Origin of the sequence: Arthrobacter sp. B3I9, assembly GCF_030816935.1 — a bacterium.
Classification (GTDB): Bacteria; Actinomycetota; Actinomycetes; order Actinomycetales; family Micrococcaceae; genus Arthrobacter.
In genome coordinates, this window is the sequence record NZ_JAUSYO010000001.1 from 2,002,781 (window position 1) to 2,027,217 (window position 24,437).

Below are 24,437 nucleotides of genomic sequence, written 5' to 3' on the forward strand. Positions count from 1 at the left end.
TGTTGCCTCATTACTAAGCTTGTTTAGAATGTAGGTGCTTGGCATCCCTGGTTGTAATAGCGATCCGCCGGGGTGCTCCCGATGTCGACGCTCACGTATGCCGCCGGCAGCAAACACCGGCCCATGTAGGCGTACGCGCGCATGCCGCGGGCCGGCATCATCGCCGGAATCCCGTGGCTGGTGGCCACCCGTCTTCGGGTAGACAATTCCGCGGCGCGGCAGGCCCACCTTGGGGACGCCTCGGAGCCGCTTTGATGGCCCGGGCAGAGGAGCTGTTCACTCAGCCGCCCGACGTCGAACCCGTGGATGTGATCGCCCACCAACTCCCCTAAGGGGGATCCCTTGAACGCTTACGTGAACAGAGACTGCAAGAAGACGACCGGAAGAGGTAAGTCATGACTGATCAGATGCAGGAGCTCCCCGCTGAGCAGCCTCTGGGCCAGCTGGAGGAGGTTGCTCACTTCCATGGGGCGATGCCAACCGGCGTCACGGTATCGCACGAGGGCCGAATCTTTGTGAACTATCCCAAATGGGGCGACGACGTGGAGTACAGCGTTGCCGAGGTTGTCGACGGCGAGACGGTTGCCTACCCGAACCTGGAGATCAACCGGAGCGATCCGGATAATCTGGCGGGCACCTTGGTCTCCGTGCAAAGCGTGGTGGTGGATCCGGCAAACCGGCTATGGATCCTGGACACCGGCAGGCCGTTGTTCCAACCGGCGGAGCATGGCGGTCCCAAGTTGGTCTGCGTCGACCTGGCAACGGACACAGTGGTGAAGACCATTGTGTTTCCCGAGGACGTGGCCTCGTCGACCAGCTACCTCAACGATGTCCGCTTCGATCTCAGGCGCGGACAGGAGGGTATCGCGTACATGACCGATTCCTCGGACCAGGGGCCGAACGGAATCGTGGTCGCCGATCTGGCCACTGGCGAAAGTTGGCGGAGGCTGCACGACCATCCCTCGACGAAACCGGAAGAATTGCCTGGTTTCGTGCCCGTGGTTGAGGGGCGGCCCGTGCTGAATCGTCAACCGGACGGCTCTGTCGCGCCCGCGATAGCGATGGGCTCCGATGGCATCGCCATCAGCAGCGACGGCGGACGGCTGTACTACTGTCCACTCGCCAGCCGTCGGCTTTACAGTGTGGCAACTGATGCACTCGTGGACCGTTTACTCGACGATGATGCCGTCGCGGCCACCGTCACAGAGGAGGGGGACAAAGGCGGCGCGGGTGATGGGCTCGAATCGGATGCGGCAGGCTACGTTTACGCGACGAACTACGAGCACAACGCCGTCCTCCGCTGGGCGTCCAGTTCCGACGGAGCCTGGGAGACGGTGGCACACGATCCCCGCTTGTTGTGGCCGGACACCCTCTCGCTGGCCCGCAACGGCTATCTCTATGTGACCGCGAACCAACTGCATCGGCAGTCGGATTATCAGAATGGCGAAGACCTGCGGGTTAAGCCCTACACGCTGTTCCGGATTCGGGTTGATGGCGAGCCGGTGCTGCTGCGCTGACCGGAAGTACGGGAACCGGCATTTCTGACGGGAGTTACGATGCGCGAGATACTTCTTCCGTCCGGTGAGGCTGTCCCGGTGCTCGGGATCGGAACGTGGGGGATGGGTGAGTACCCCGGCAACGCCGCGCGCGAGACGGCGGCGATCCAGATGGCCTTGGACCTAGGGATGTCCGTGGTCGATACCGCCGAAATGTATGGCAACGGCGCCGCCGAGGAACTGGTCGGCAGGGCGCTGGCAGCACGCCGCAACGAAGCGTTCCTGGTCACCAAGGTCCTGCCGCATCACGCCACGCTGCGCGGAACCGTCGCAGCTTGCGAGGACAGCCTGCGTCGCCTCGGCACGGACAGCATCGACCTATATCTGCTGCATTGGCGCGGCGTCGCTCCCTTGGCGGAAACGCTCGAAGCCTTCGAAGACCTGCAGCGCGCCGGAAAGATCCGGCACTGGGGCGTCAGCAACCTCGACGTGGCGGACATGGAAGACCTCATATGCCTGCCCGGCGGACAGAAGGTGGCGACCGACCAGGTGCTGTACAACCTGACCCGCCGGGGCATCGAGTTCGATCTGCTGCCCCGCTGCGTCGGGAGGGGCATCCCGGTGATGGCGTACTCGCCCCTGGAGCAGGGCCGGATGCTGGACGATCCCGTGCTGCTCCGCATCGCAACGGAACACGGTGCCAGCCCCGCGCAGATCGGCCTCGCCTGGGTGCTCAGGCAGCCGCTCGTCATGGCGATTCCGAAAGCCTCAAGCCCGCACCATGTCCGGGAATGCCACCGTGCCCTCGACGTTCAACTCACGCCCCGCGACCTGGCTGACCTGGATCGCGCGCACCCCCCGCCCACCCGCAAACACATGCTCGAGGTGCTCTAGGCGAGCCCTTCGGAACTCAATTCCGGACCCGCGCCGCTTTAACCTTCGTTGGCCGCAGCGGCGTAATTTCAGGACGCATTTGTTGTCTGAGAGACAACAGTCACTTAGGGTGCTAAGCACGCTTAGTTTCGGTTGCGGAGCCATAGGAGCGCCGCCGCCGGGGCAAAGTTTGGCCTAACCCGGAGGAGTCGTCCCATGCCAGCAGAGCCAACCATCCACATTCCCGGCGCGCCGTCGGTGGAACCGCCCACATTGGAAGAACCCACCACGCCGCGGGAGCCGCTTCCGCCCAAGCCCGACCAGCAGGGTCCTGTTGCCGTGTCGCCGACCGGCAGTCCCACCGGTGCGCCGGCGAACTCCCGAGCGCAGTCCGGCGCCTACCTCACCACTGCCCAGGGGCTTCGGCTCCCGGACACGGACCATTCGCTGAAGGCCGGTCGGCGCGGCCCCGTGCTGCTCCAGGACCACCACCTGCGCGAGAAAATCACCCACTTCGACCACGAACGTATTCCGGAGCGCGTCGTCCACGCCCGCGGCGCCGGCGCGCACGGCGTGTTCCGTTCATACGGGACGGCCGCCAACATCACGCGGGCGGGTTTCCTGGCCAAGGACGTCGAGACCCCCGTCTTCGTCCGCTTCTCCACGGTGCTGGGCTCCCGGGGTTCGGCCGACACGGTCAGGGACACGCGCGGGTTTGCCACAAAGTTCTACACCGACGAAGGAACCTTCGACCTCGTCGGCAACAACATCCCGGTGTTCTTCATCCAGGACGGCATCAAGTTCCCGGACGTCGTCCACGCCGCGAAGCCCCACCCGGACCGGGAAATTCCGCAGGCCCAGAGCGCCCACGACACCTTCTGGGACTTCGTCTCGCTGCACACCGAAGCCCAGGCCCACACCATGTGGAACATGTCCGACCGCGCCCTGCCGCGCTCCTACCGGACCATGGAGGGCTTCGGCGTCCACACGTTCCGGCTGGCCAATGCCGAGGGTAAGACCAGCCTGGTGAAGTTCCACTGGAAGCCCAAGCAGGGCGTGCACTCGCTGCTCTGGGAGGAAGCACAGCTCATCAACGGCATGGATCCCGATTTCCACCGGCGGGACCTTGCGGACGCGATCGAGGCCGGCGCGTTCCCGGAATGGGAACTGGGCGTGCAGGTCTTTCCGGACACCGAAGAGGAGTTCTTCGAGGGCATCGACCTGCTGGATCCGACGAAGTTCGTTCCGGAAGAGCTCGCCCCGGTGCAGCCGGTCGGCGTCATGACACTTAATGCCAACCCGGTGAACTTCTTCGCCGAGACCGAGCAGGTCGCCTTCCACCCCGGCCACCTGGTTCCGGGCATCGACGTCACCAACGATCCGCTGCTGCAGGTGCGGCTGTTCTCCTACATCGACACCCAGATCAGCCGGCTTGGCGGACCTAACTTCAGCCAGATTCCCATCAACCGGCCGCACGCGCCGGTCAACGACATGTTCCGCGAGGGGATGCACCAGACCGCGGTCCACGGCGGGGTTGCGCCGTACCACCCGAATTCGCTGGACGGCGGGTGCCCGTTCCTGGCCGGGGCCGACCTCGGCGCTTTCATCGAAGTGCCGGAGCACATCGCCGAAGCGGTCAAGGAGCGCAAGTCACCGGCATCCTTCGATGACCACTACAGCCAGGCGCGGCTGTTCTTCCGCAGCCTGAGGCCTGTGGAGCAGGACCATGTGATTCAGGCGTACACCTTCGAGCTGGGCAAGTGCTACGAGGAAACGGTCCGGCAACGCCAGTTGCTGGCGCTGGCCAACATCGACCCCGCCCTGTGTGCCGCCGTCGCTGCCGGGCTCGGCATGCCGGCCCCGGAGGCCACCGAACAGGTTGAGGATGCGGCACCGAGCCCGGCGGTCTCGCAGATAGGCGGCTCCTGGCCGGTCGTCGGCCGCGTCGTGGGCATCCTGGCCGACGAGGACAGCGACCTGGACGCTGTCCGCGCTGCCCAAACTGCCCTGGACGCTGCCGGCATTGTCCCGCTTGTGATCGCACCGTCCGGTGGATTCCTTGGCGGGCCCGAAAGCGGCATCACGGTCCAGCGGACCTATCTCACCGCTCGTTCGATCGAGTTCGACGCCGTCATCGTCGCCGCCTCCGGCGCACCGGCACAGGACGCCGCACAGGGACGGGACGCCAAAGCCGGGGAACCGGGGGCATCGCTGGACCCGCGCGTTGTTCTGTTGCTCTCGGAGATGTACCGGCATGCCAAGGCAATCGGTGGCATGGGACCGGCCGCTGCCTGCCTCGACTCGGCCGGCATCCCGCAAGGCGCTGCAGGTATCGTCCTGGGCGATGACGCTGACGACGTCGTGGCACAGCTCACGGACCTGCTCGCGGCCCACCGGGCCTGGGACCGCTTCCCGGCAACCGGGGCCTAGCAACAAAGGCAGTCGCTAGAGCACGCAAAGTCGACGGAGCACACAAAAGGGAGGAGCCCGCCGGGCGCCTCCCTTTTGTATCGACTGGAAACCTCCTGGGCCAAGGTACCGTCAGGTACCCTTCGCGGAGTTAGCGCCGCGCTGCCTTCCTTGCGGCGTTCTTCAGCGCCTTGCGGGACACCGGCTTCAGGGCCTTTCGGGCGGCCTCTTCGGCGAGGGCGCGGTGGCGGCGGGCATCGATCACATCATTCCAGAGTGCCGTGGCGAATGCCCCGCCGTCCTGGGCGTACACGTGATAGGGGTAGCCCGAAAAGGCATCAGGCGGTGTTCCCGTGGGGAGTCCAGTGCCGGATGTCCGGGCTACGGCGTCGGCGATGGCCCAGGTCTCGGTCAGGTGGGGCGTGAGGTTGTCCTGCACAAAGACATTGGCGTCGGGAGACTGCGCAGCCCGTTCCAGCAGGGACTCAAGCCGATCCGCCAGCAACGCAGAGACTACATCCTGGAGCGGCGTTCCTTCAGCTGTGGCGGCGTCGAGACGGGCCTCCTGCTCCGCGACGGCATCCGCCCAGTCGCTGGTCAGGCGGAACTTCTGCCAAGTGGGAAACCACACGATCGCCCCAGTGGCGTGGTTGTGGATGTGCTGCAGGCCGCTGTTCTCCTCCGTGGCTGCGTGGTCATGTCCAGCGGCGTCGGCGCCGGCCAGCAGTTCAGACAAGGTGTTCGTGGGTGAAGGGCTCATGGTGGCGACTGGATGCTTCCTGTAGGGCGGCGAACGGGTCCGTTCATCGACACAACCCGCGCTGGGGACCGACTATTCCGCTCGGGGCCGTGCCGCAGCTATTGCCTGAATGCCGCGCGCAACGGCAACGGAGTAGGCAGCTGAACGCCAGTCATCGCTGGCATGAGAGTTGTACGGCGAGGTCGTCGATACTCGTGGCGAGGATGTCCCACGAGCCGGTCGGTGCGAGGTCACTCACCTGAGCCGGCCCGTGCTCGGTCGGCCGGCAGACGAAGGCGGTGGCCAGGCCCGCATGCTGCGCGGCATCAAGGTCGGTGTTGTGAGCGGCGGCCAGCATCAGTTCGCCGGCGGCCACCCCGAGGATCTCAGCGGTGCGTAGATAAGCAGCAGGAGCCGGCTTATAGGCCCGGGTCAGGTCCGAGCCGATAATCACGTCCCACGGCAGGCCTGCACGTTTGGCCATGTCCAGCAGCAGCGAGGTGTTGCCGTTGGAGAGGGGGCCGACGATGTAGGTCCTACGGATGGCCGTTAGGCCGCTGACACTGTCCGGCCATGCCGGCAGCCGATGCCAAGCGCGGTTCAGGCGTTCGACGTCGTCCCCGGTCAGCGCCTGCGTGTCAACGCCGTGGTCCTCCAGCACCCGTACCAGGTTCTCCCGGTGCAGCACGTCGAGGTACGTGTACCCGCGGCTGCCCGAGCGTACCGTCTCCATCGCCGGCTGGTAGAGGCCCCGCCAGTCGTCCGCGAATTGTTCCTCGTTGAGGTTTAGCCCGTGGGCAGCGGTGAAGGTGCCTACGTCCTTGATGATTCCGGTCCTCCAGTCCACCACGGTCCCGAAGACGTCGAAAAGGACGGCCCGGATCTGGGTACCGGTCGACGGGGAAACGTAGGGGCGGGTGCTCATGCCGGCGTTCTCCTGCGTCCGTGTCGCTGTTGTATCGGCGTCGCTGTGCTCGGCGTCTCCTGCTCCCAAGCTACACCGCTGGCAGTTTTTAGAAGTTCCCAAGTTCCCCAGCCAAATCAAGGCGATCTGGCGCAGCGCGAAAAGGTTACCGAGCCTGAACTCGTTGGCGAGGGCAGCATCTATCATCTCTGCTGGATAGATGCCTCCGGCAGACAACCGTTCCAGGAGAAGTTCCGGGGCAATGTCCACGAGTTCAATCTGATCCGCCCGGCGGACAATCTCTGGGCGCAGCCCCGTCAGTGTTCGGCACCGCGACCGGGTACCCGCTCACGCCGGACGAAGAGGAGATGCTGCACGAGTTTGCCCGGCAGGCCGCCGGTAAGGGCGCAATAGTGCTGGTGACGCTGGAACGACGCCCAGCGCTTGCCTCCCTGACCAGCACCGATGCGGACACTTTCGCGAAGGTGCTTCAGGACTTGAACGTCTCCTTGGACACGCGGTTCGTGGTCCGGTTCGCCCCGGAAATGAACGGAACTTGGACGGGATGGGGTCAGCAGCCTGCCGCCTACGTGAATGCCTTCCGCACTGGTATCCGATCCGCCAAATGCCAGACTTGATGTTGTCGCTAACGACGGCGCGCACCAGCGCTGGGGGGCAAGAGGGCTGGTTAAAGTGCGGCCGAAGAACTGTCGACTGAGATACGAGACTGCAACAGCATCTCCATGCGAAGATCACGCTCCGCGCGAGCGGCACTATTGGCGGGTCGCGGCAGTGGGGAGGACGATGGGCCTCAGTCGGTGCTAAAAAGAAAGTGCCGCGTGCTCCCCGTCGTTTGGGACACGGCCGCTCTACCAGCGCAGAGCTGCGACGCTGGGCCCCGTCCAATGAGGCGAGATCGTTTCTCGCCGCTCGTCAGCCCCTTAGCCAGGGGATCACCGGACCGATCCGAGCGGGTACCGTCCTCGCCTTGGCTGCCGGACTGAATGCAACCTGTCCGGCTCGGTCGTCGGGAAAGCGCCGGCTCAGTCAGCGCTGCCCCTGGTCGGTAACCGGCGTCTTCAGCACCCGCGTTCGCCAGCGGCGACCTTCCCGACTCACGGGCGGCACGGCACTATCCATCTCCATGGACGCTGAAGGTTCCAACCTAAAGGAGATCCGTCCGGAGGGCTGATGCGTTTTCTGCCGGGTTGCCCTGAGTCAAAGCCTATTAGTCCGGCTGGTTTTATTCGGAGCGTCATAAGGAGAACTAAATGTCATCCGTGATTACGTCTAGGCGCGGTTCCACCACCTTTCCACTCAAACTTGCAGCAATCGCAGGCATACTTGCGGCTGTAATCCTCTTCGTCAATGCCGGCAAGCGTGCCGGATTCATACCCCTCAGTCCTCTCACCCAGTTGATAGCGCCGTTGGCGCAGGCCTTCGCGATTGTCCTGATTATCGGGATCGCTCAGGCCGCGCTGCGGAGGACTGGATGGTTTTCGGCGATCGCCGTCGCCGTGAACCTGATTGGACTGGTAGCGGTCACGGGAACCGAATGGGTGATCAACTTGGTATTCGCACGACTCGACGCTTCAACCATCACTGCCTTGCGTTCGGGTCCACTGGGGAGCGCGTTCCTGGTTGCTTCGGTAGTGTTCCTAGTCGGTTCGTTGCTGTTTTGCATCGCGCTTTTCAATGATGAAACAGCCCTGAGGATTCCTACCGTTGCCTATGCACTCGCCACGATTCCCATCGGGTTACGCAATCTGGTACCCGAGATTGCCCTCGACGTGGCACTTGCTGTGCTGGCAGCGTCGGTGCTCTGGCTTGCGCTTTGGCTGCTCACGTTGCCCGTTGCCGGCCCTCGTGCACCCCTTGCGTCCTCCACGACACCTGACCCTGTGCCGCTCCCGGCGCCCAACTGACGGCCGACGAGGAGGAGACATAACCAAGCGATACGTTTGGCTGCGCTGCGCCACAGCGGAAGAGGACAGGTGGCGGAAACCGCAACCGACCACTGAAGGTCCTGGTGAAGAGCAGGCAGAGACAAGGATCTTGCAGAAACTCCACGGCCACGGGCCTGACGCCCAAGAACGCCGTGCCAAGCTGTCGCGGCCACCACGGTCGTGGGAGCGCAACTTCGATAACCGACACTGATCTCGGGCGGCTTGTTCGGGCCGGTGTCGGCGTCGGCTGTTCAGTTGGCCCGGTGGCCGCATCCCTTGGCACGGCACTCGGCTCAACCGTCCGGGGCCGCTTGGCTTCGGTTTCGTCGCGGGAGTGTGCTTCCTGGCGGCGCGGAATCACGGCCGCGCTCCGGCCCTGCCAGGTTGGCCATGACCGCCTATCGTGATCCTGACACAGCCCGAGGGAAAGGAACGACCATGCTCATAGTGCAGATCAGTTATCCGGTCCGGGATTACTAAGCTTTCAAGAAGGTCTTCGACGGCGATCGTGCCGGTCGTGCCGCCTCGGGCGCCCCGCGAGATGGCGAAGGTACCGATGCTCGCGGCAAACCGGGAGCTGTTGTGGCATTTCCTGCCACTTTGCCGTGACGCTCTATGTGGTCACGCTGATGCGCGACGCGGGGGAGCGCGCCGGCGGAACTTACGAAGTCGCCGGGAAAGATTCAGGCCGCTATTTCTCGGTGCCTATCGAAGATAGGGCGGCCGTGGTAATTTCTGCTTGGATCAGGAGTTCCTAATGCGATTGCCTTCCAATCCGCTCCTGATACCGCCTTCGAAAGCAGAGGCAACGATGGCAACTCTATTGATCTTCCATGAGGTCGACGACGTTGACCACTGGCTCGGCTCGCCGCGACGCCAGGAACTCTTCGGACCTATGGGCATGACTGTTCGAACATTTGTCGACCCGGGGAAAACCCACCGCGTCGGACTGATCGTCGAAGTCCCGAACCTGGACGCGTTCCAGCGGATGATGGAGTCCGAGGCAGCGGCCGACGCCATGAAATTCGACGGCGTACGCCCGGACACGATCTTGACGCTGGTCGAACCCGAGCCCAGCACCTGACCCGGGGACGCAGTGTTGGCATGTCGTTTGAGGCGTGCGGCCCCTCATGACTGCAATCCGCCGCCCCAGGGCGGCGCGTTCGGCTAGGCCATCCGCCGGGCACACGCCGTCCAGCCGGTTTCGGCCTGGATCGCGCCCCAAGACGACTGCACGTCCCGGGCAACGGACGGACTGAATGCACCGCACATTAGTACGACGTCAGCGAGCGTCACCGCGGCACGGCACGCCACGGCGGTGGCGTTCGTGGGTAGCGGTGTGTTGTTCGCGAGTTGGGTGACCGGCATTCCGCAAATTCGCGGTGAGTTGCAGTTGACCGCCGAACTGGGTGCCGTCTTGCTGTCATTGGCGGTAGGTCGCTTTTGGCGTTGCCCGCCGTTGCGGCGTTGATCCGCTGGTTCGGTACCGGCGCGGTGTTGGCGGCGGTGACGGTAGTGGCCGCCATCGCTTTGCGATGATTGGGGTGGGGTCGCGGTCGTATTCTTCGCGACCACCACACCTCGGCCGCAGTCGCCTCCCTCGGCTACGCAGCTTTTCTGACGGCCATGACCATCGGTCGATGGGCCGGCGGAGGAATAATTCCTATTGACCGGGGGCCCGATACGACGGCGTCCTTTTGGCCGCTGCGTCAAGGTCTTCGGGGCTCATCAGTGGTTTTAGCCTTAGGCTTACAGCACCTGTTGAATTGATCATGAGCGATAGTGCCGCGGCGCTGGAAGGCTCCGGAATGTCGAAGATGCCCAAGACGTCGGTGTCTCCGAAGGCGTAGTAAAAACAATCCAGCGAGCCGTCCACGGATTTGAGAGCCTCGACCACTGCATCACGGCGTTTAGTGCCACCCTCGCGCATGAGGCCTTTGATCCCCTCGCCCACGTAGTTCGCTTCGAACAAATACTTGGTCATGGTGTTTTCCCGTCCTTGATGTCCGGGGCGCGAGCATCCAAGAGCTGTCCGATAGCGGATGAGGAGGGGTCCCGGAAATGGTCCCTGGCGTGGGGCTGTGGGCACATCGTAGGCCTCACCGACTCCCTTGGCAACGGCGGTGGCGGACCCCCCGGCCTCGCTGCTGTTCTTCCCATTGACGTTGTGAATGCCGTCGATGGGTGAGTTGCCGTCGATGCTGGTAGGGAGTCTGTGGACTCTTCTATCTCCTCCAGCAAGGGTGCAGCCTCGCGGACCTTACTAGCTCGTCCGGCTGCTTCTCATTGGCCGCCAGCTGCTGGTCCAGTTCGAGGATGTGTACAGCCACGCGAATGGCCTCGGTCCTGGCGACGGACAGGGACAGCCCTTCCTCCGTCCAGGGCGTCGCTCTTCCCACGCTGCGGCGTCTCTTGGCATCCATGCATGGCCCCACGTTCACGGTCCGGAGTTCACAGAGGTCGATAGTCGTAGAAGTTCCGGCGCCTCCTGTTGTTGCCGAGCCCCTAGGCTCGCCTGGCGGATGGATTGTTGGCGGTCAGATGCGTGGGTTTTGAGCGAGGCGTGCGACGGGTGAGTCACTCGGCAAGGAAGTCCGAAACTAGGCGGTTGAAGTCGTCGGGGCGCTCGATCGGCACCACGTGCGAGGACCCGTCTCCTCGGATGACCTCGAACCGCGCGCCGGGGATTCCGTCGGCGACCTCCTGCGCTATCCAGGGAGGTGTCAGCAGGTCCTGCTCACCCGCGATGACGAGGGTTGGGGCTGTGATTGCGCCCAGGCGACCTAGGGCATCGAACTGCAGGTAGGCTTTCGCCTGCCGCCCGTACGCCCCGGGACTCATCGGGTACGGATTGCTTGCGAGGAGCGCGGCGGTGTCCCTTACCGCTTCGTGGTTCCGAAGGAAGGCCGTGGAGAACAGCGCCGTGAGCTGTTGGCCGCCAAACACCTTTCCGGTCGCGTCGTTCGCCTTGACCCAGCTCCAGATCTGGATTGGATCTACGGCGCTCCGTGCCGGCGCTGCTCCCGTCCCGGTGAGGACCAGCCGATCCAGCCGGTCCTCGTGTCGCAGGGCGAACTCCAGGGCAATCATCCCGCCCATGGAGAGCCCCAGCAGATGGGTCCGCTGAATCCCCAGTGCGTCGAGCAGGCCGGCGAGATCATCTGCCATGTCTGCAATGCTGTAGGGGCGGCTGGCTTCCGAGCTGCGGCCGGCGTCGCGGTTGTCGACCAAGACCACCCGGAACTGCGTGGACAGGGCCGGGACCTGTGCCAAAGTCCAGAGCGACGAATCGTACCCGATCCCCATCACCATAACGAGGGCAGGCCCTTCACCGTGGACCTCGTAATACAGCACCTGCCCGTTCGTCTGCACTGCACCTGATTGAGGCAGCTTCGTCACGTTCGTGTTCATGGGGATTCTCCTGGTGATTGGCCTGTCTCCCAGCTCGCGGCGTATTCCGCTGCCAGGGATCAGGCTTGGTAAACCTCTATGCGTGAGGAAGACTGTTACCCGGGTAACCCCTGGTGTTACGCCAGGACCCGGTCGGAGCGGGCATGCCTGAGGATCGGTGAGCGATGTACGACGCAGCCGAAGCGGCGCTGGTGGAGCAAGCGCGCGGGGCCGCCTCGAGCGGTGAATGGCCGCAGGCGTACGACCTGCTCGTCGGCGCGGACTCCCGAGTCCGGCTTTCAGTGGAGGACCTGGGTCTTTTGGCCGAGGCCGCGTACGCGGCCGGTCATATCGACGCGACGATCGAGGCGTGGGAACGTGCGCATGCTGAGGCTATGCGCCTCGGCGATCCCATTGCGGCGGCCGGCGCGGCGGCGCGCGTCGCCCTGCACCTGCTGATGGACACCGCGCTGATGGCACCGATCCGCGGGTGGGTCAAGCGGGCCGAGCGGCTCCTCGTGGGGTACGACGAGACGTCGGTCCACGCATGGCTGGCGGTCATCAAGAGCTACGAGCGCCTGATGATAGGCGACATCCGCGCCGCCAATGAGTGGGCCGGCAGGGCAGTGGCGGTGGGCTCTGCCTGCAACCCGGCCGCAGCCGCCCTCGGCAGGGTGGCAGAGGCGCATGCCGTGATCCTGGAGGGCGACGTCCGCCGGGGCCTCGAACTCGTCGACGAAGCAGCGGTGGCCACCGTCTCCGGTGAACTCGATGCCATATCGACGGGAATGGTCTATTGCGAGCTGGTGTGCATGCTCCAGGGGCTGGCTCAGTATGACCTCGCCGAGGAGTGGACGGACGCCATGGAGCGGTGGCGTCACGGAAACGGTATCGGCAGCATCCACGGGCGCTGCCGCGTCCACCGTGCCGAGATCCTGCGGCTGCGTGGTTCGTCAGCCGAGGCGGAGCGGGTGGCGCTGGCGGCGTGTGCGGAGCTCCGACCCTACCTCCGACGCGAGTTCGGGTGGCCGCTCACCGAATTGGGCCGTGTCCGGTTCCAGATGGGCGATCTGCGGGGTGCGGAGGAGGCCTTCCTCGCAGCTCGCGAGGCCGGTTGGGATCCGGAGCCGGGACTGGCCTTGGTGCGGCTGGCTCAGGGTGAAGTGGCTTTGGCATCAGCATCCATCCGGGACGCGCTCGAACATCCGCTGACCGTCCCTTCCAGGGAGCTGCCGCCGAACACCGACCTGCGCCGGGCTCCGCTTCTTGCCGCGCGGGTCGAGATCGAGGTGGCGGCCGGAGACCTCGTCGGTGCCCGCGACGCGGCGGACGAACTTGCGCGGGTAGCCGCACGGTTCGAGAGCAGAGCACTAGCGGCCGGTGCGGCCATGGCAGACGGACGAGTGCGGCTGGCAGCTGGCGAGGTGGCGGGTGCCCGGCAGGCGTTCCAGACTGCCGTCCGGCTGTGGAGCCTCGTGGGGGCTCCCTACGAGGTCGCGCTGGCGCGCACCGGGCTTGCACATGCACATCGCGCGGCGGGGGATGAGGCCGGTGCGCACCTGGAGCTGGGAGCAGCAAGCGCGGCCGTCGAAAACCCGGGAGCAGGACGTCAAACTGACCGCACCGTGTCCACCGCAGGGGCTATGCCCCGGAAGATTCTGGCCGGCAGCCCTACCGGGCCGGTACCGTCGTCGCCAGCGGGGGAGAGGCACGCCGGCGACCGCAAGTCAGACCTCAACACCTTTCGCAGGGAGGGCGACTACTGGTCCATCTCGTTCGAGGATCACTTTATTGCGCTGCGTGATCTTAAGGGCCTGCACTATCTCGCGCGGCTCCTCGCGCATCCCGGTCGGGAGTTCCACGTGCTCGACCTCGCGTCGAGCGGGGTGGATCCAGCCGCGACCCGTCCTGGTACGCATGATCCGGAGCTGTCGCCTTCCGGATGGGGTGACGCTGGTGCTCTGCTCGACGCCCAGGCCAAGAGCGCCTACCGTCGCCGGCTTGCGGAGATCGATGAGGACCTTGAGGAGGCCCGCCTCATGAGCGACACCGGACGCGTTGTCCAGGCGGAGGCGGAACGTGACTTCCTCATCCGCGAGATGTCGCGCGCTGTCGGGCTTAGCGGGCGTGGCCGGCGCGCCGGTTCCGCGTCGGAACGCGCCCGCGTCAGCGTGACCCGGGCGGTGCGCCATGCCATGGTCCGGATCGGTAAGTACGACCCGACATTGGGTGAGCACCTCGAGCGGGCCATCCGGACGGGGACTTACTGCGTCTACCTCCCTGACTCACGCATCACAAATTCCTGGATAACCTGAAAGCCCCGCGTCGTTTGCTTTCCCATTAGTCGCCGCCGCTACATCCTCTGGGCGCCGGATGACGTCTTCGCTGAGGGCCACCCACCACCATCTCGCGCCGCCGTCCTCGGGAGACTCCGGGCCGGCCGCATCTGCAGCCGGCCCGGAGGCGCCGGTCAGTTGAGGTCGAAGCGGTCGAGTTCCATGACCTTGGCCCAGGCCGCTACGAAGTCGTTGACGAATTTTTCCCGGCCGTCGTCGCTCGCGTAGACCTCTGCCAGTGCCCGGAGCTGGGAGTTGGAGCCGAAGACCAGGTCTACCGGTGTGGCGGTCCACTTCAGCTCGCCGGTGGTGGCGTCGGTGATTTCGTAGACGTTCTCCTCCGCCTCGGAGGCCTTCCATTTGGTGCCGGGGGAGAGCAGGTTGATGAAGAAGTCGTTCGTCAGGACCTGGGGCTTGTCGGTGAGGACGCCGTGGGCGGTTCCGCCGACGTTCGTGCCGAGGGCGCGCATGCCGCCGATGAGTGCTGTCATTTCCGGTGCGGAGAGGTCCAGCAGGTATGCCTTGTCGAGCAGGAGGGTCTCGGGCTGGAGCTTCCCGCCGGGGCGCACGTAGTTGCGGAATCCGTCCGCCCGCGGCTGCAGGTATCCGAAGGACTCGGTGTCGGTCTGGTCCTGGGTGGCGTCGGTGCGGCCGGGCCGGAACGGCACGGTGACCGGGAAGCCGGCGTCGCTTGCGGCTTTCTCCACCGCCGCGGAGCCGCCGAGGACGATCAGGTCCGCCAGGGAGATCTTCTTGCCGTTGCTTTGGGCGGAGTTGAACTGCTGCTGGACCGTTTCGATTGCCTGCAGCGCCGTGGTGAGCTGTTCGGGTTCGTTGGCCTCCCAGCCGCGCTGGGGTTCCAGTCTGATCCGGGCCCCGTTGGCGCCGCCGCGCCGGTCGGTTTTGCGGTAGGTGGACGCGGCGGCCCATGCGGTGCCGGCGAGCTGGGAGACGGACAGGCCGGAGTCCAGCAGCGCGGCCTTCAGTGAGGCGATGTCCTGTTCGCCGATCAGTTCGTGGTCTGCTGCCGGGAGGGGGTCCTGCCAGAGCTGGGCCTCGGGGACCCAGGGTCCGAGCAGGTGGGGGCCGACGGGGCCCATGTCGCGGTGCAGCAGCTTGTACCAGGCCTTCGCGAACGCGGCCGCGAACTCGTCCGGGTTTTCCAGGAAGCGCCGGGAGATCTGCCCGTAGGCGGGGTCCACGCGCAGCGCGAGATCGGTGGTGAGCATGGTCGGCCGGTGCTTCTTTTCCGGGTCGTGGGCGTCCGGGATGATCCTCTCGGCGTCCTTGGCGACCCACTGGTGGGCGCCGGCGGGGCTCTTGATGAGCTCCCACTCGTGTTCGAACAGGATCTCGAAGAAGCGGTTGCTCCACTGGGTGGGCCGGTCGGTCCAGGTGACCTCCAGGCCGGAGGTGATGGTGTCCGGGCCCTTGCCGGAGCCGTGGGTGCTGAGCCAGCCCAGGCCCTGCGTTTCGAGGTTGGCGGCCTCCGGCTCGGGGCCGACGTGCGCGTCGGCGTCCCCGGCGCCGTGGGTCTTGCCGAAGGTGTGGCCGCCGGCGATCAGCGCGACGGTCTCCTCGTCGTTCATGGCCATGCGTTTGAAGGTCTCGCGGATGAATGCCGCGGCCGCCAGCGGGTCCGGGTTGCCCATGGGCCCCTCGGGATTGACGTAGATCAGGCCCATTTCCGTGGAGCCGACCTCCTCGGACATCTGGCCTTCGCCGATGTAGCGTTCATCGCCGAGCCAGGTGTCCTCCGGTCCCCAGAAGATTTCCTGGGGCTCCCAGACGTCCTCGCGGCCGAAGGCGAAGCCAAAGGTCTCGAAGCCCATCGATTCGAGGGCGACGTTGCCCGCGAGGACGAGCAGGTCGGCCCAGGAGAGCTTCTGGCCGTATTTCTGCTTCACCGGCCACAGCAGGCGCCGGGCCTTGTCGAGGTTGGCGTTGTCCGGCCAGCTGTTGAGCGGCGCGAACCGCTGGCTGCCGTCTCCTGCACCGCCGCGGCCGTCGTGGACCCGGTAGGTGCCGGCGGCGTGCCAGCTCAGCCGGATCATCAGGCCGCCGTAGTGGCCGAAGTCCGCCGGCCACCAGTCCTGGGAAGTGGTCAGGACCTCGATGATGTCCTGCTTGAGCGCCTCGACGTCGAGCTTCCCGAACTCATCCCGGTAGCTGAACGAGGTGCCCAGCGGGTTGCCCGCCGGGTGATCGGTGTGGAGCACGGAGAGGTCCAGCTGGTTGGGCCACCAGTCCGTGACGGTGCGGGGCCGGTGCGCCTTGGGCTGGGGCGAGTCGATCGCCGGGTTCTCACTCTCACTGCCATGCGAGGTCACGCTGCCATGCGCCACCGGGCAACCGCCCTGGACCTTGCTGTCCAGGCCCTGGGCGCTTCCGGGGGTGGGGATCGGGGGATGTTCCTGGGGAACGGTCATGCGCTTCCTTCCATATGGCCGAGGCCCCGGAGGGACTCGGGCAGCCGGTGCAACCCTCCTATTTGACCATGAGCGGGTGTGCGGGGGCACCCGGCCAGCCGTGCGCTGCCCGGTGCTTGGCTGTTGTGACCTCGGAGGTAAGTAGCCGCCGTATCTGGCGGAATCCGCGGCGGAGTTCATTCGATCAATCGTTGCCTACGGTAATCGGGTGCGCTAAAGACCGGACACCGGTCCCGGGCTGCAGCGCATGCTAGTCCAGAGGCAGTGTTATCGTCACACAGGATCCAGCGGCGGCGGAGGAAACGATGATCATCTCACCGCCAGCAAGGACTACGGCAACCTGCAGGAGGCGCAGTCCCATGCCTGTATGCCGGCCAGCCATAGCTGCCGGCACGTCAAAACCACTGCCGTCGTCGGACACCTTGAGCTGGATGCCATGGTCCATTCCATGGGTGACGCAACCCAGCCGGACCGTCACAGCTGATGCCTGAGCGAACTTGTAGACATTGCTGAGGAGCTCCTGTGCCGCGCGGTACAGAAGAGTTGCGGATTGCCGGTTTACTTCCATCCCGTGGTGCGGAGTCTCCAGATGCACCGCGGTTCCGCGTTTGCGGAGGGGAAGCGTCAAACGGTCAATTGCACCGCTGACCCCTAGAGCATGGAAGTCGACCGGGTGTGTATCGGTGAGGACGCCACGTACGGCGACGACTTCGTCGCTTAGTAGTGATTTCATACCCTTACTGTGCGCCTGCGTTCTTGGCATTTTCTTATAGCCGGGCCGTTCCGGAGGGCCGCGGGAACAGGGCTAAACGCCTGCAGGTGGAAACTCTGTGCCGTATTCCAAAAATCGCAGCGTACTGACCGCCATCGAAACCGCCGGCTGCTTGACGGCTCCAACGGAGCCCGGACCGGTGTTTAGGTGGCCAGGGGGCCTGCATATCGTGCGAGAACTCCAGTCACGGAAACGCTTCAGTCGGCAATCTCCCGGGTGTCCTCCAGATCAGCATGCGCCTTTATCGGCGCAAAAGCGAACTGCCCCCTGCAGAGGCCGCGGCCATCCACGCCGGGCTGCTGCATCACGGGTTCAGGGTCATTTTCAACTCCGACAGTCGCCGATGGATCAGATCCCTTGGCGGGCCTGAATCCAATGCTGACCACGTCGCCGCCTACGGTTACTGTGCGCCAGGTGTCCCACCAGGCATCCCCGTCCAGACCAGTGTCGGGAGGCCGTGTCCGTATGGCCAAACCAGATGTGCCCGTCGTGCCAGATGGCGAGGGGATGCCGACCCATTTTCAAGCAAGGGCCGGACGTGGCGGCTCGGGAGAGGGCCAGCCCTTCCGTCAGGCGTGCAGCGCCTTTCAGATTAAAGACAGTTCGTTATGTCGACGGGCGGTCCTTTTGACCCGGGAACACGTAGGGTTTGTTGTGAGGAGCGGACAATGATGGGGCTTCCCATCCGCCGTCGACGTAAATAGCTCACCAGCAGATCCAGGCGCTTCCCACGTCCCCAAATGTTGCTGGCCCCGGTCCTGCCGCACCCTTGGACTGAAATCCGGGGGGACAGGCATTGACGCTCCATGACCGGACAGCCGGTCGCGCCGCAAGCAATCCCCTTTTCAGCAAAAGGCTGAGGGGTTAATCCGTCGAACCAATGCCCGAAAGGCAGCAGTGACTGCAGATGCACATCAAGGAGCAATGGAACCGGCTCGATCCAACCACCCAGCAGTGGCTGATGGACAACCCGGGATGCATGGTCCTGCCGCGCACCCTGACAGCCATTTTCAACAGGGCAACCGGCGAAAACGCCGACATGGACGCCCATGGCGAAACCGTGCTGACCGGCGAGGACAGGGATTTCATCCAGGCCAAGGCACGCGAAGCTTCTGGCGCAGCCCCTGGTTCGGATTATCGCTTCTTTGATGCCTCGCAGCCCTAGGGCGTGGGCAGACCCGGAGCTGCAGACTGGGGGCTGAGACGTTTGGAGGCCCGGGAGGAGATCATTGGTTCCGTGGGGATTGGACGCAGTTGCTGGCCAGTATCTCGCTGGCGCTCATCCCTGCCCCGAGGGCAGTCGCTCGGCTCGTCGGCAGATCAGCCAGACCGTCTAGGCAAAGCGTACGGCGCTCCACTCCAGTATGCGTGGAATGGCTAGCCCCTCGAGAACGAATGGGTCTGCAGCGATAAAGCGTTCAGCAGCCTCGCGGGATGTGAAGATGCCCATCGAGGCACCGGCCGGATCGGTTGTTTGGAAAGGGCCGAGCGCGATGAGCCCTCCGCCGGCGGCGTGGAACGTTTCGTAGTAGGCCTTGTGGCGGGGGAACGTTTCAAGAACGCGTGAGCGATCGGCGTCCTCGCTGAGGGTGTACATCACGACGTATTCCATGTGGCAGATCCTACCCGCGGCTCCGGCAGCGTGGTGGGCGGCAAGCTCGTTGGAAAGGTTCCCATAGACGCAAAACGCCCCCGTGCCGAAGCGACGGGGGCGTTAGCTGGTGGGCCTAGTTGTAAGTGACCCAGGATGCGGCCGGAGTCCAGTGGATCACGCCGCCCTGGTAGTTCTGCGCGACGGCTCCTCCGGAGCCAGCCACGTACTCGTTGCTGGTGGGGTATCCGAGGCGTCCGCCCTCGAAGCCGGTGGCGGCCCAGAGTGAGCGTGTCCCGCCACGGGAGACGAAGCCGCCGGTGGCCGGGGACCAGATGATCGCGCCGCCCTGATAGTTCTGGTACACGCCGCCATCCCGGAGGCCCGCCACCTCGTCGGTGACCGGGTAGCCGAGGACGCCGTTTTCGAACCCTGTGCGAGCCCACACACTGCGGATGCCGCCGACGGAAACGTGCGCGCCGGATGCAGGAGACCAAAGGATGGATCCGCCCTGATAGTTCTGGTAGACGCCGCCATTCCGAAGTCCGGACACCTCGTCCGACGTCGGGTAGCCCAGCGCTCCGTTCTCGAATCCGGTAGCAGCCCATTTGCCGCGGATAGCACCCTTGGTCAGGTGCGCGCCCGATGCCGGGGAGTAGAGGATGCAGCCGAGTGAATAGCACTGGTAGGAGCCGCCGCTCTTGAGCCCGGAGATCTCACGGCTGGTAGGTGCCCCGATGGAGCCGTTATACGTAGCAGCTTTGGCGGCAATAGGACTCAGGGCCGCCTTGGTAGGGGCGGGTACGGCGGCCGACCCGGCAGGTTGGATGGTCGTCGCGTAGGCGGCAAGATTTGAGACCACCAGGTGCCAGCCGGCGTACGGTCCGGAAGTGGGGACGACGTAGCCGATTCCGATGTCGGTGGCCACTGGATGCAGCATGGCGTCCTTGTGGCTGGGGGAGTTCATCCACCAGTTGACAATTTGTTGCGGCGTGAAGTTGAAGCCGACGATCTCCCGGTACATGGTGGCATTGGCGGGGATGAGCGAGCCGCCCGCGTCCGGCCGGTGGATGGTGGCGAAGTCAAAGTTCGGGTCCATCGTGGTGACGCCGAGACGCTTCGCCCAGTCCTGCGAGACGTCAGCGATCCGCTGGTTCCAGACCAGGGGCCGGGCTCCGACCTTGGCGCGCTCGGCGTTTATCAGGTCCAGGGTCTTTTTGGCGAAAGTGTCCGAGTAGGCGCTGGCCGGCACGGTGACGGGGGCCGGTGCGGCCGCTGATGCAGTGGCGCCGATAAGGCCGGAGGTCAGTGACAGAAGAAGGCCGAGGGCAGCCGCGGACATGCGGGAAGAACGTGATCTCATGGGTCCTTACATTGAGTGCCGGAGCGCCGGGAATGCCGGGAGTGCCGGGAGTGCCGGGGGACGGAACAAGTCTGCCCGACCCGCAAGGCCGAATCGGCGATTAACGGTGATGCTGGGGCAACTCTTGGTAAATACTGCGAAACGGGTGGGCGCAGTTCCAGGGCAGAACACTTGAAGGGCGTGGCCGCGTCGGTTCCGCTTGTCGGGAAATGGCGCCTGTTGTCCGGGCCGACGTGGTCGGGAGCTAACGGTCCCCCTGGACTTCCGGGGCTTGAGTCGGACTCTGAGTCAGCCCTCCCTGACGGGCGTGTGATCAGCTGCCGACGGAGGGGCGGGGATCCGGACGGCCGTGCCGCTGACCGCTATGCCGCCGGCAGGAGGAATGTCCACTGTGAGTAAGCCGGGCCGGCCGACGTGTCGTCCCTGGCGGATGAGGATTCTCGCTGGAGGCTCGACCAGGCCGAGGATACGCAGGTAGGCGCCCACCGCAGCCGCGGCGGCCCCTGTTGCAGGGTCCTCCGTGATGGCGCCCACCGGGAAGAGATTCCTGGCTTCGAATTCGCCATCTGCAGTACGGTGCAGGACCGTCACCGTTGCCGTCCAGCCTTGGACGTCCATGAGGCGTCGCACCGCATCAGGATCGAAACTCAAGGAATCGAAAAGGGTAGGGTCGGCGAGGACCAGCACCGGATGCCAGTTGCCCGAATACGAGATCCGCGGCGGGTAGGCGGGGTCGAGATCGCCCTGGCCGACGCCCAGCAATCCGAGGAGTTCAGCCAGGACGGCGTCATCGAATCCGGCCAGACGCGGCTCAACGGCGGTGAACGATGCCGCGATGTCTGCGCCTTCGCCTGATGTCTGGATGACGACGGGGCCCACGGGGGTATCGAAGGTGAAGGCCCCAGCCCCGACGCGCTCGCTCAACGCAACGGCCAAGGCAATCGTCGCATGGCCGCAGAATGGAACTTCGGCGATCGGCGAGAAGTACCGGACCCGACTCCGACGCGGGTCGCCGTCGACGCCCTGCTCCGTCACGAAGGCCGTTTCGGCATACCCGACGGCGGCCGCCACCGCCAGCATTCCGGCGTCATCCAGGTGCCGGGCATCCAGGACCAGCCCGGCAGGGTTGCCGCCGTCCGGCGTCGTGGCGAAGGCCGCATAACGGAGGACCTCGGGGAAGTTTTCCATACCCCCGATCCTCCCATGGCGGGTCATGCCGCGACCGTTTACCGGAAGCGTTCCCGAGAGTGGCTCGACCGGCTGCTGTCCGCGGCGCTACCGTTGAAGTGGTGTCTGGGATGGACAAGGTTGACGGGTTGCTGGCGACCGCGCGGACGGCGTACGCCCGCGGCGACTGGCACGCCGCCTACCAGCAGCTCAGCCAGGCCCGAGCATTGTCGGAACTGGAGACAGGGGACTTGAGTCTCCTGGGCAGAGCCGCGTGGTGGCTCGGACACGTCAAGGAATCGCTGGAGCTTTCCGAGGACGTCTACCACCGGATCCAGGACGACGGCGATGCATCTGATGCGGCCATGAAGGCCCTGCATTTGGGGCTGCTGTGGTTCATCCGCGGAGATGTGGTCATCGCTTCGGGCTGGGTGAGCCGAGCCCGGCGACTTTTGCAGGGTCTTCCGGATGGTCCGGAGCACGGCTATCTGATCTACCTGGAGGCCAGCCTCGCGCTCAGTCTCACGGACCTGGACCCGGCGAGGGAGACCGCGGCCAGGTTGCAGGACATGGGCCGGAGCCTGCGCGTCCCCGCACTCACATCCTTCGGCCTGGTGCTCGCCGGTCTGGCGGACCTGCGCATGGGCAGCACCGCCGCCGGCTTTGCCCAGCTGGATGAGGCAATGCTCCCGGTACTCGCCGGCCGACTCCCGCCGGAATGGGCGGGAGAAATATACTGCACGGTGATCCACGCGTGCCACGAGCTCGGCGACCTGCACCGGATGCGTGCCTGGACCGACGCCACCGAGCAATGGGGCGAGCAGTTCGTGGGAGACGTGGTGTATGCCGGCATCTGCCGGATCCACCGGCTGCAGCTGCTGAGCAACGAAGGTGGCTGGGAGGCGGCGGAACAAGCGATCGAGCAGAGCGGGGCGGAGCTCGTGGGCCGGAACAACTGGGTGGCGGGCGAGGCCTACTACCAGCTGGGCGAAATACGCCGGCTTCGCGGCAACAGGAGCGGCGCTGAGAAAGCATACGCCCGGGCCAGGGAGTTGGGGACCGAACCCCAGCCGGGCGAGTCGCTGCTCCAGCATGCCGCCGGAAAGGACGAGGCGGCATGGGCAGGCCTGTGTGCCGCCTTGGCCGCAGGGGACCGGCTGGCAGGCGCACGGCTGCTGGTGTCCGGCGTCGAAATCGCCTTATCCCTCGGGCACCTGGATGAGGCTGAGCGGCTGTGCGCCCGGCTGGAGCAAACCGCCGTCGAATATTCCACCGCCGGCTTCCGGGCCTGGGCCGGGCAGGCCCGGGGCGCCATGCTGATAGCACAGTCACAGCACGCCGCGGCGTTGCCCGTGCTGCAGGCCGTCGTCCACCAGTACCGCAGCCTGCATGCACGCTACGACACCGCCAGAGCTTACGAACAGCTCGCCAAGGCCCACCGGGGGCTGGGACAATCCAGCGTCGCGGCCGCGGATACGGCAACCGCGTTGGCGATTTACCGTGAACTCGGTGCCCTGCCGGATGTCCAGCGGCTCGACGGCGGCAGGCTCCCCGGCGGGCTGACCGAGCGCGAGGCTGACGTGCTGGCGTTCATCGCCGCGGGAGCCAGCAACAAGCAAACGGCCGAGGCATTGTTCATCAGCCAGAAGACGGTCGGCAGGCACCTGGCGAACATCTTTGCCAAGATCGGCGTCTCCTCGCGCACCGCTGCCGCAGCCTGGGCCCACGAACACGGCCTGCCGCCGCGCCGCTAGATCCGGCCGCCTTCCGGCCGACGCCGGGGGAGCGCCCGCCTGACCGGCGTCTACATGATTCGCCCCATGGGCTCCGGAACAGAACGCATGGTTCGCCCGATGCCGCCCGCACCCGGAAATTCCTACGCTGGAGCCAATCAGGCAAAAGAAGCCTGTACCAGGAAAAGGAACAATAATGACCATCGACCAAGAAACATCACAGGCGGAGTTCGACGCCGAGGCCACCAAGGCTTTTGCCGGTCGCTACGTGGGCATCCTGAACGATGCCGCGGTCGCCCTGCTGACCAGCGTTGGGCACCAGACCGGCCTGTTCGAGGCGCTGGCAGGCTTGCCTGCCGCCACCAGCGAGCAGATAGCCGACGCCGGCGACCTCAACGAGCGCTATGTACGCGAATGGCTGGGCGGAATGACCGCGGCGCGCGTGGTCCACTACGACCCGGCGGCAGGGACGTACTGGCTGCCCCGCGAGCATGCTGCCGTCCTGACCAGCGCCGCGGGACCGGACAACATGGCTATTCTGATGCAGCACATTTCGATGATGGGCGAAGTCGAACAGAAGATCATCGAGCGTTTCCGGCACGGCAGCGGGCTGTCCTACGAGGACTACCCCCACTTCCACCGGAACATGGCCCAAACCAGCGCGGCAGTGCACGACGCGGCACTGCTGGACGTGATCCTGCCGCTGGTGCCCGGTCTGCCTGAACGGCTGAAGGCCGGGATCGACGTCGCGGACGTCGGCTGCGGGAGCGGCCACGCGATCAATCTGATGGCCCAGGCTTTCCCCGCCAGCAGGTTCACCGGCTACGACTTCTCCGAGGGTGCCATCCGTGACGCCCGCGGCGAGGCCGAACGGTTGGGGTTGGCGAACGCCAGTTTCGAGGTCGTTGACGTGGCCTCCCTGGACGTCGAGGCCCGCTTCGACACGGTGACTGCTTTCGACGCCATCCACGACCAGGCGCATCCGGCCGCGGTGCTGCGGAACATCCACCGGGCGCTGCGGCCGGACGGGACCTTCCTGATGGTGGACATCAAGGCATCCAGCAAGGTGGAGGACAACATTGAGCTCCCCTGGGGCAGCTACCTGTACGCGATCTCGACCTTCCACTGCATGAGCGTTTCGCTCGGACTCGACGGCGACGGGCTGGGCACCGTCTGGGGCGAGCAGCTAGCGCTGGCGATGCTCGCCGACGCCGGCTTCGCGAACGTGGAGTCCCAGGACATCGAATCGGATCCGTTCAACGCCTACGTCATTGCCAGAAAGTAGCCAG

General features: G+C 65.4%; 20 protein-coding genes. 10 read left to right on the forward strand and 10 right to left on the reverse strand.

Translation table 11 applies throughout. The features are described 5' to 3' along the window. Positions 1 to 395: 395 nt before the first annotated feature. The 3 genes from QFZ65_RS09390 (at position 396) to QFZ65_RS09400 (ending at position 4,799) form a co-directional block, all read left to right on the forward strand. On the forward strand, positions 396 to 1,517 hold the full coding sequence (locus tag QFZ65_RS09390; RefSeq protein WP_306909849.1) for an L-dopachrome tautomerase-related protein: 1,122 nt from the start codon (positions 396 to 398) through the stop codon (positions 1,515 to 1,517). 39 nt (positions 1,518 to 1,556) lie between these two features. After that, on the forward strand, positions 1,557 to 2,390 hold the full coding sequence (locus QFZ65_RS09395) for an aldo/keto reductase (protein ID WP_306909850.1): 834 nt from the start codon (positions 1,557 to 1,559) through the stop codon (positions 2,388 to 2,390). Positions 2,391 to 2,585: 195 nt separating this feature from the next. Next, a complete protein-coding gene (locus tag QFZ65_RS09400) occupies positions 2,586 to 4,799 on the forward strand; it encodes a catalase (RefSeq protein ID WP_306909851.1) in 2,214 nt (737 codons plus the stop codon). Positions 4,800 to 4,929: 130 nt separating this feature from the next. On the opposite strand, the gene QFZ65_RS09405 is transcribed toward QFZ65_RS09400, so the two are convergent. Continuing rightward, entirely contained in the window at positions 4,930 to 5,538 is a 609-nt protein-coding gene (locus QFZ65_RS09405; protein ID WP_306909852.1) for a hypothetical protein, read from the reverse strand. 151 nt (positions 5,539 to 5,689) lie between these two features. Further along, entirely contained in the window at positions 5,690 to 6,742 is a 1,053-nt protein-coding gene (locus QFZ65_RS09410; RefSeq protein WP_373427639.1) for a haloacid dehalogenase type II, read from the reverse strand. On the opposite strand from QFZ65_RS09410, the gene QFZ65_RS09420 reads away from it, so the two are divergent. The 3 genes from QFZ65_RS09420 (at position 6,742) to QFZ65_RS09430 (ending at position 9,451) form a co-directional block, all read left to right on the forward strand. Continuing rightward, the gene (locus QFZ65_RS09420) at positions 6,742 to 7,059 is read left to right on the forward strand and encodes a hypothetical protein (protein ID WP_306909853.1); all 318 of its coding nucleotides are present in this window, start codon (positions 6,742 to 6,744) and stop codon (positions 7,057 to 7,059) included. The two genes, QFZ65_RS09410 and QFZ65_RS09420, sit on opposite strands and share 1 nt — an antisense overlap. Positions 7,060 to 7,692: 633 nt before the next feature. After that, positions 7,693 to 8,346, forward strand: a complete 654-nt coding sequence (locus QFZ65_RS09425; protein WP_306909854.1) for a hypothetical protein — start codon at positions 7,693 to 7,695, stop codon at positions 8,344 to 8,346. An 832-nt stretch (positions 8,347 to 9,178) separates the two neighbouring features. Next, positions 9,179 to 9,451: a hypothetical protein gene (locus QFZ65_RS09430; protein WP_306909855.1), complete on the forward strand. Its 273-nt coding sequence runs from the start codon at positions 9,179 to 9,181 to the stop codon at positions 9,449 to 9,451. Between the two features lie 83 nt (positions 9,452 to 9,534). Here QFZ65_RS09430 and QFZ65_RS09435 read toward each other — a convergent pair whose 3' ends face one another. From QFZ65_RS09435 to QFZ65_RS09445, 3 genes are all read right to left on the reverse strand, one after another. Beyond that, positions 9,535 to 9,735 carry a hypothetical protein gene (locus QFZ65_RS09435; RefSeq protein WP_306909856.1) on the reverse strand — a complete coding sequence of 67 codons (201 nt, stop codon included), beginning with the start codon at positions 9,733 to 9,735 and terminating at the stop codon, positions 9,535 to 9,537. A gap of 295 nt (positions 9,736 to 10,030) precedes the next feature. Then, positions 10,031 to 10,351 carry a GYD domain-containing protein gene (locus QFZ65_RS09440; RefSeq protein ID WP_306909857.1) on the reverse strand — a complete coding sequence of 107 codons (321 nt, stop codon included), beginning with the start codon at positions 10,349 to 10,351 and terminating at the stop codon, positions 10,031 to 10,033. A gap of 593 nt (positions 10,352 to 10,944) precedes the next feature. Then, a complete protein-coding gene (locus QFZ65_RS09445) occupies positions 10,945 to 11,778 on the reverse strand; it encodes an alpha/beta fold hydrolase (RefSeq protein WP_306909858.1) in 834 nt (277 codons plus the stop codon). A gap of 164 nt (positions 11,779 to 11,942) precedes the next feature. Between QFZ65_RS09445 and QFZ65_RS09450 the strand changes: the two genes are divergently transcribed. Further along, positions 11,943 to 14,072, forward strand: a complete 2,130-nt coding sequence (locus QFZ65_RS09450) for a hypothetical protein (protein ID WP_306909860.1) — start codon at positions 11,943 to 11,945, stop codon at positions 14,070 to 14,072. Positions 14,073 to 14,227: 155 nt separating this feature from the next. Here QFZ65_RS09450 and katG read toward each other — a convergent pair whose 3' ends face one another. After that, the gene (gene katG, locus QFZ65_RS09455; protein ID WP_306909862.1) at positions 14,228 to 16,522 is read right to left on the reverse strand and encodes a catalase/peroxidase HPI; all 2,295 of its coding nucleotides are present in this window, start codon (positions 16,520 to 16,522) and stop codon (positions 14,228 to 14,230) included. A 250-nt stretch (positions 16,523 to 16,772) separates the two neighbouring features. Continuing rightward, on the reverse strand, positions 16,773 to 17,255 hold the full coding sequence (locus QFZ65_RS09460) for a sensor histidine kinase (protein WP_306909865.1): 483 nt from the start codon (positions 17,253 to 17,255) through the stop codon (positions 16,773 to 16,775). 946 nt (positions 17,256 to 18,201) lie between these two features. Between QFZ65_RS09460 and QFZ65_RS09465 the strand changes: the two genes are divergently transcribed. Beyond that, on the forward strand, positions 18,202 to 18,459 hold the full coding sequence (locus tag QFZ65_RS09465) for a hypothetical protein (RefSeq protein WP_306909867.1): 258 nt from the start codon (positions 18,202 to 18,204) through the stop codon (positions 18,457 to 18,459). 168 nt (positions 18,460 to 18,627) lie between these two features. Here the strand turns inward: QFZ65_RS09465 and QFZ65_RS09470 are convergent, their stop codons facing one another. The 3 genes from QFZ65_RS09470 to QFZ65_RS09480 form a co-directional block, all read right to left on the reverse strand. Then, positions 18,628 to 18,906, reverse strand: coding sequence for a YciI family protein (locus tag QFZ65_RS09470; protein WP_306909869.1), 279 nt, complete (start codon positions 18,904 to 18,906; stop codon positions 18,628 to 18,630). 115 nt (positions 18,907 to 19,021) lie between these two features. After that, positions 19,022 to 20,248, reverse strand: a complete 1,227-nt coding sequence (locus QFZ65_RS09475) for a CAP domain-containing protein (RefSeq protein WP_306909870.1) — start codon at positions 20,246 to 20,248, stop codon at positions 19,022 to 19,024. Between the two features lie 288 nt (positions 20,249 to 20,536). After that, a complete protein-coding gene (locus tag QFZ65_RS09480; RefSeq protein WP_306909873.1) occupies positions 20,537 to 21,436 on the reverse strand; it encodes a PhzF family phenazine biosynthesis protein in 900 nt (299 codons plus the stop codon). Between the two features lie 110 nt (positions 21,437 to 21,546). Here QFZ65_RS09480 and QFZ65_RS09485 point away from each other — a divergent pair, with 110 nt between their 5' ends. Both QFZ65_RS09485 and QFZ65_RS09490 read left to right on the forward strand, forming a co-directional pair. After that, positions 21,547 to 23,169, forward strand: coding sequence for a helix-turn-helix transcriptional regulator (locus tag QFZ65_RS09485; RefSeq protein WP_306909875.1), 1,623 nt, complete (start codon positions 21,547 to 21,549; stop codon positions 23,167 to 23,169). Between the two features lie 175 nt (positions 23,170 to 23,344). Next, entirely contained in the window at positions 23,345 to 24,433 is a 1,089-nt protein-coding gene (locus tag QFZ65_RS09490; RefSeq protein ID WP_306909877.1) for a class I SAM-dependent methyltransferase, read from the forward strand. The last annotated feature ends 4 nt before the right edge of the window (positions 24,434 to 24,437 follow it).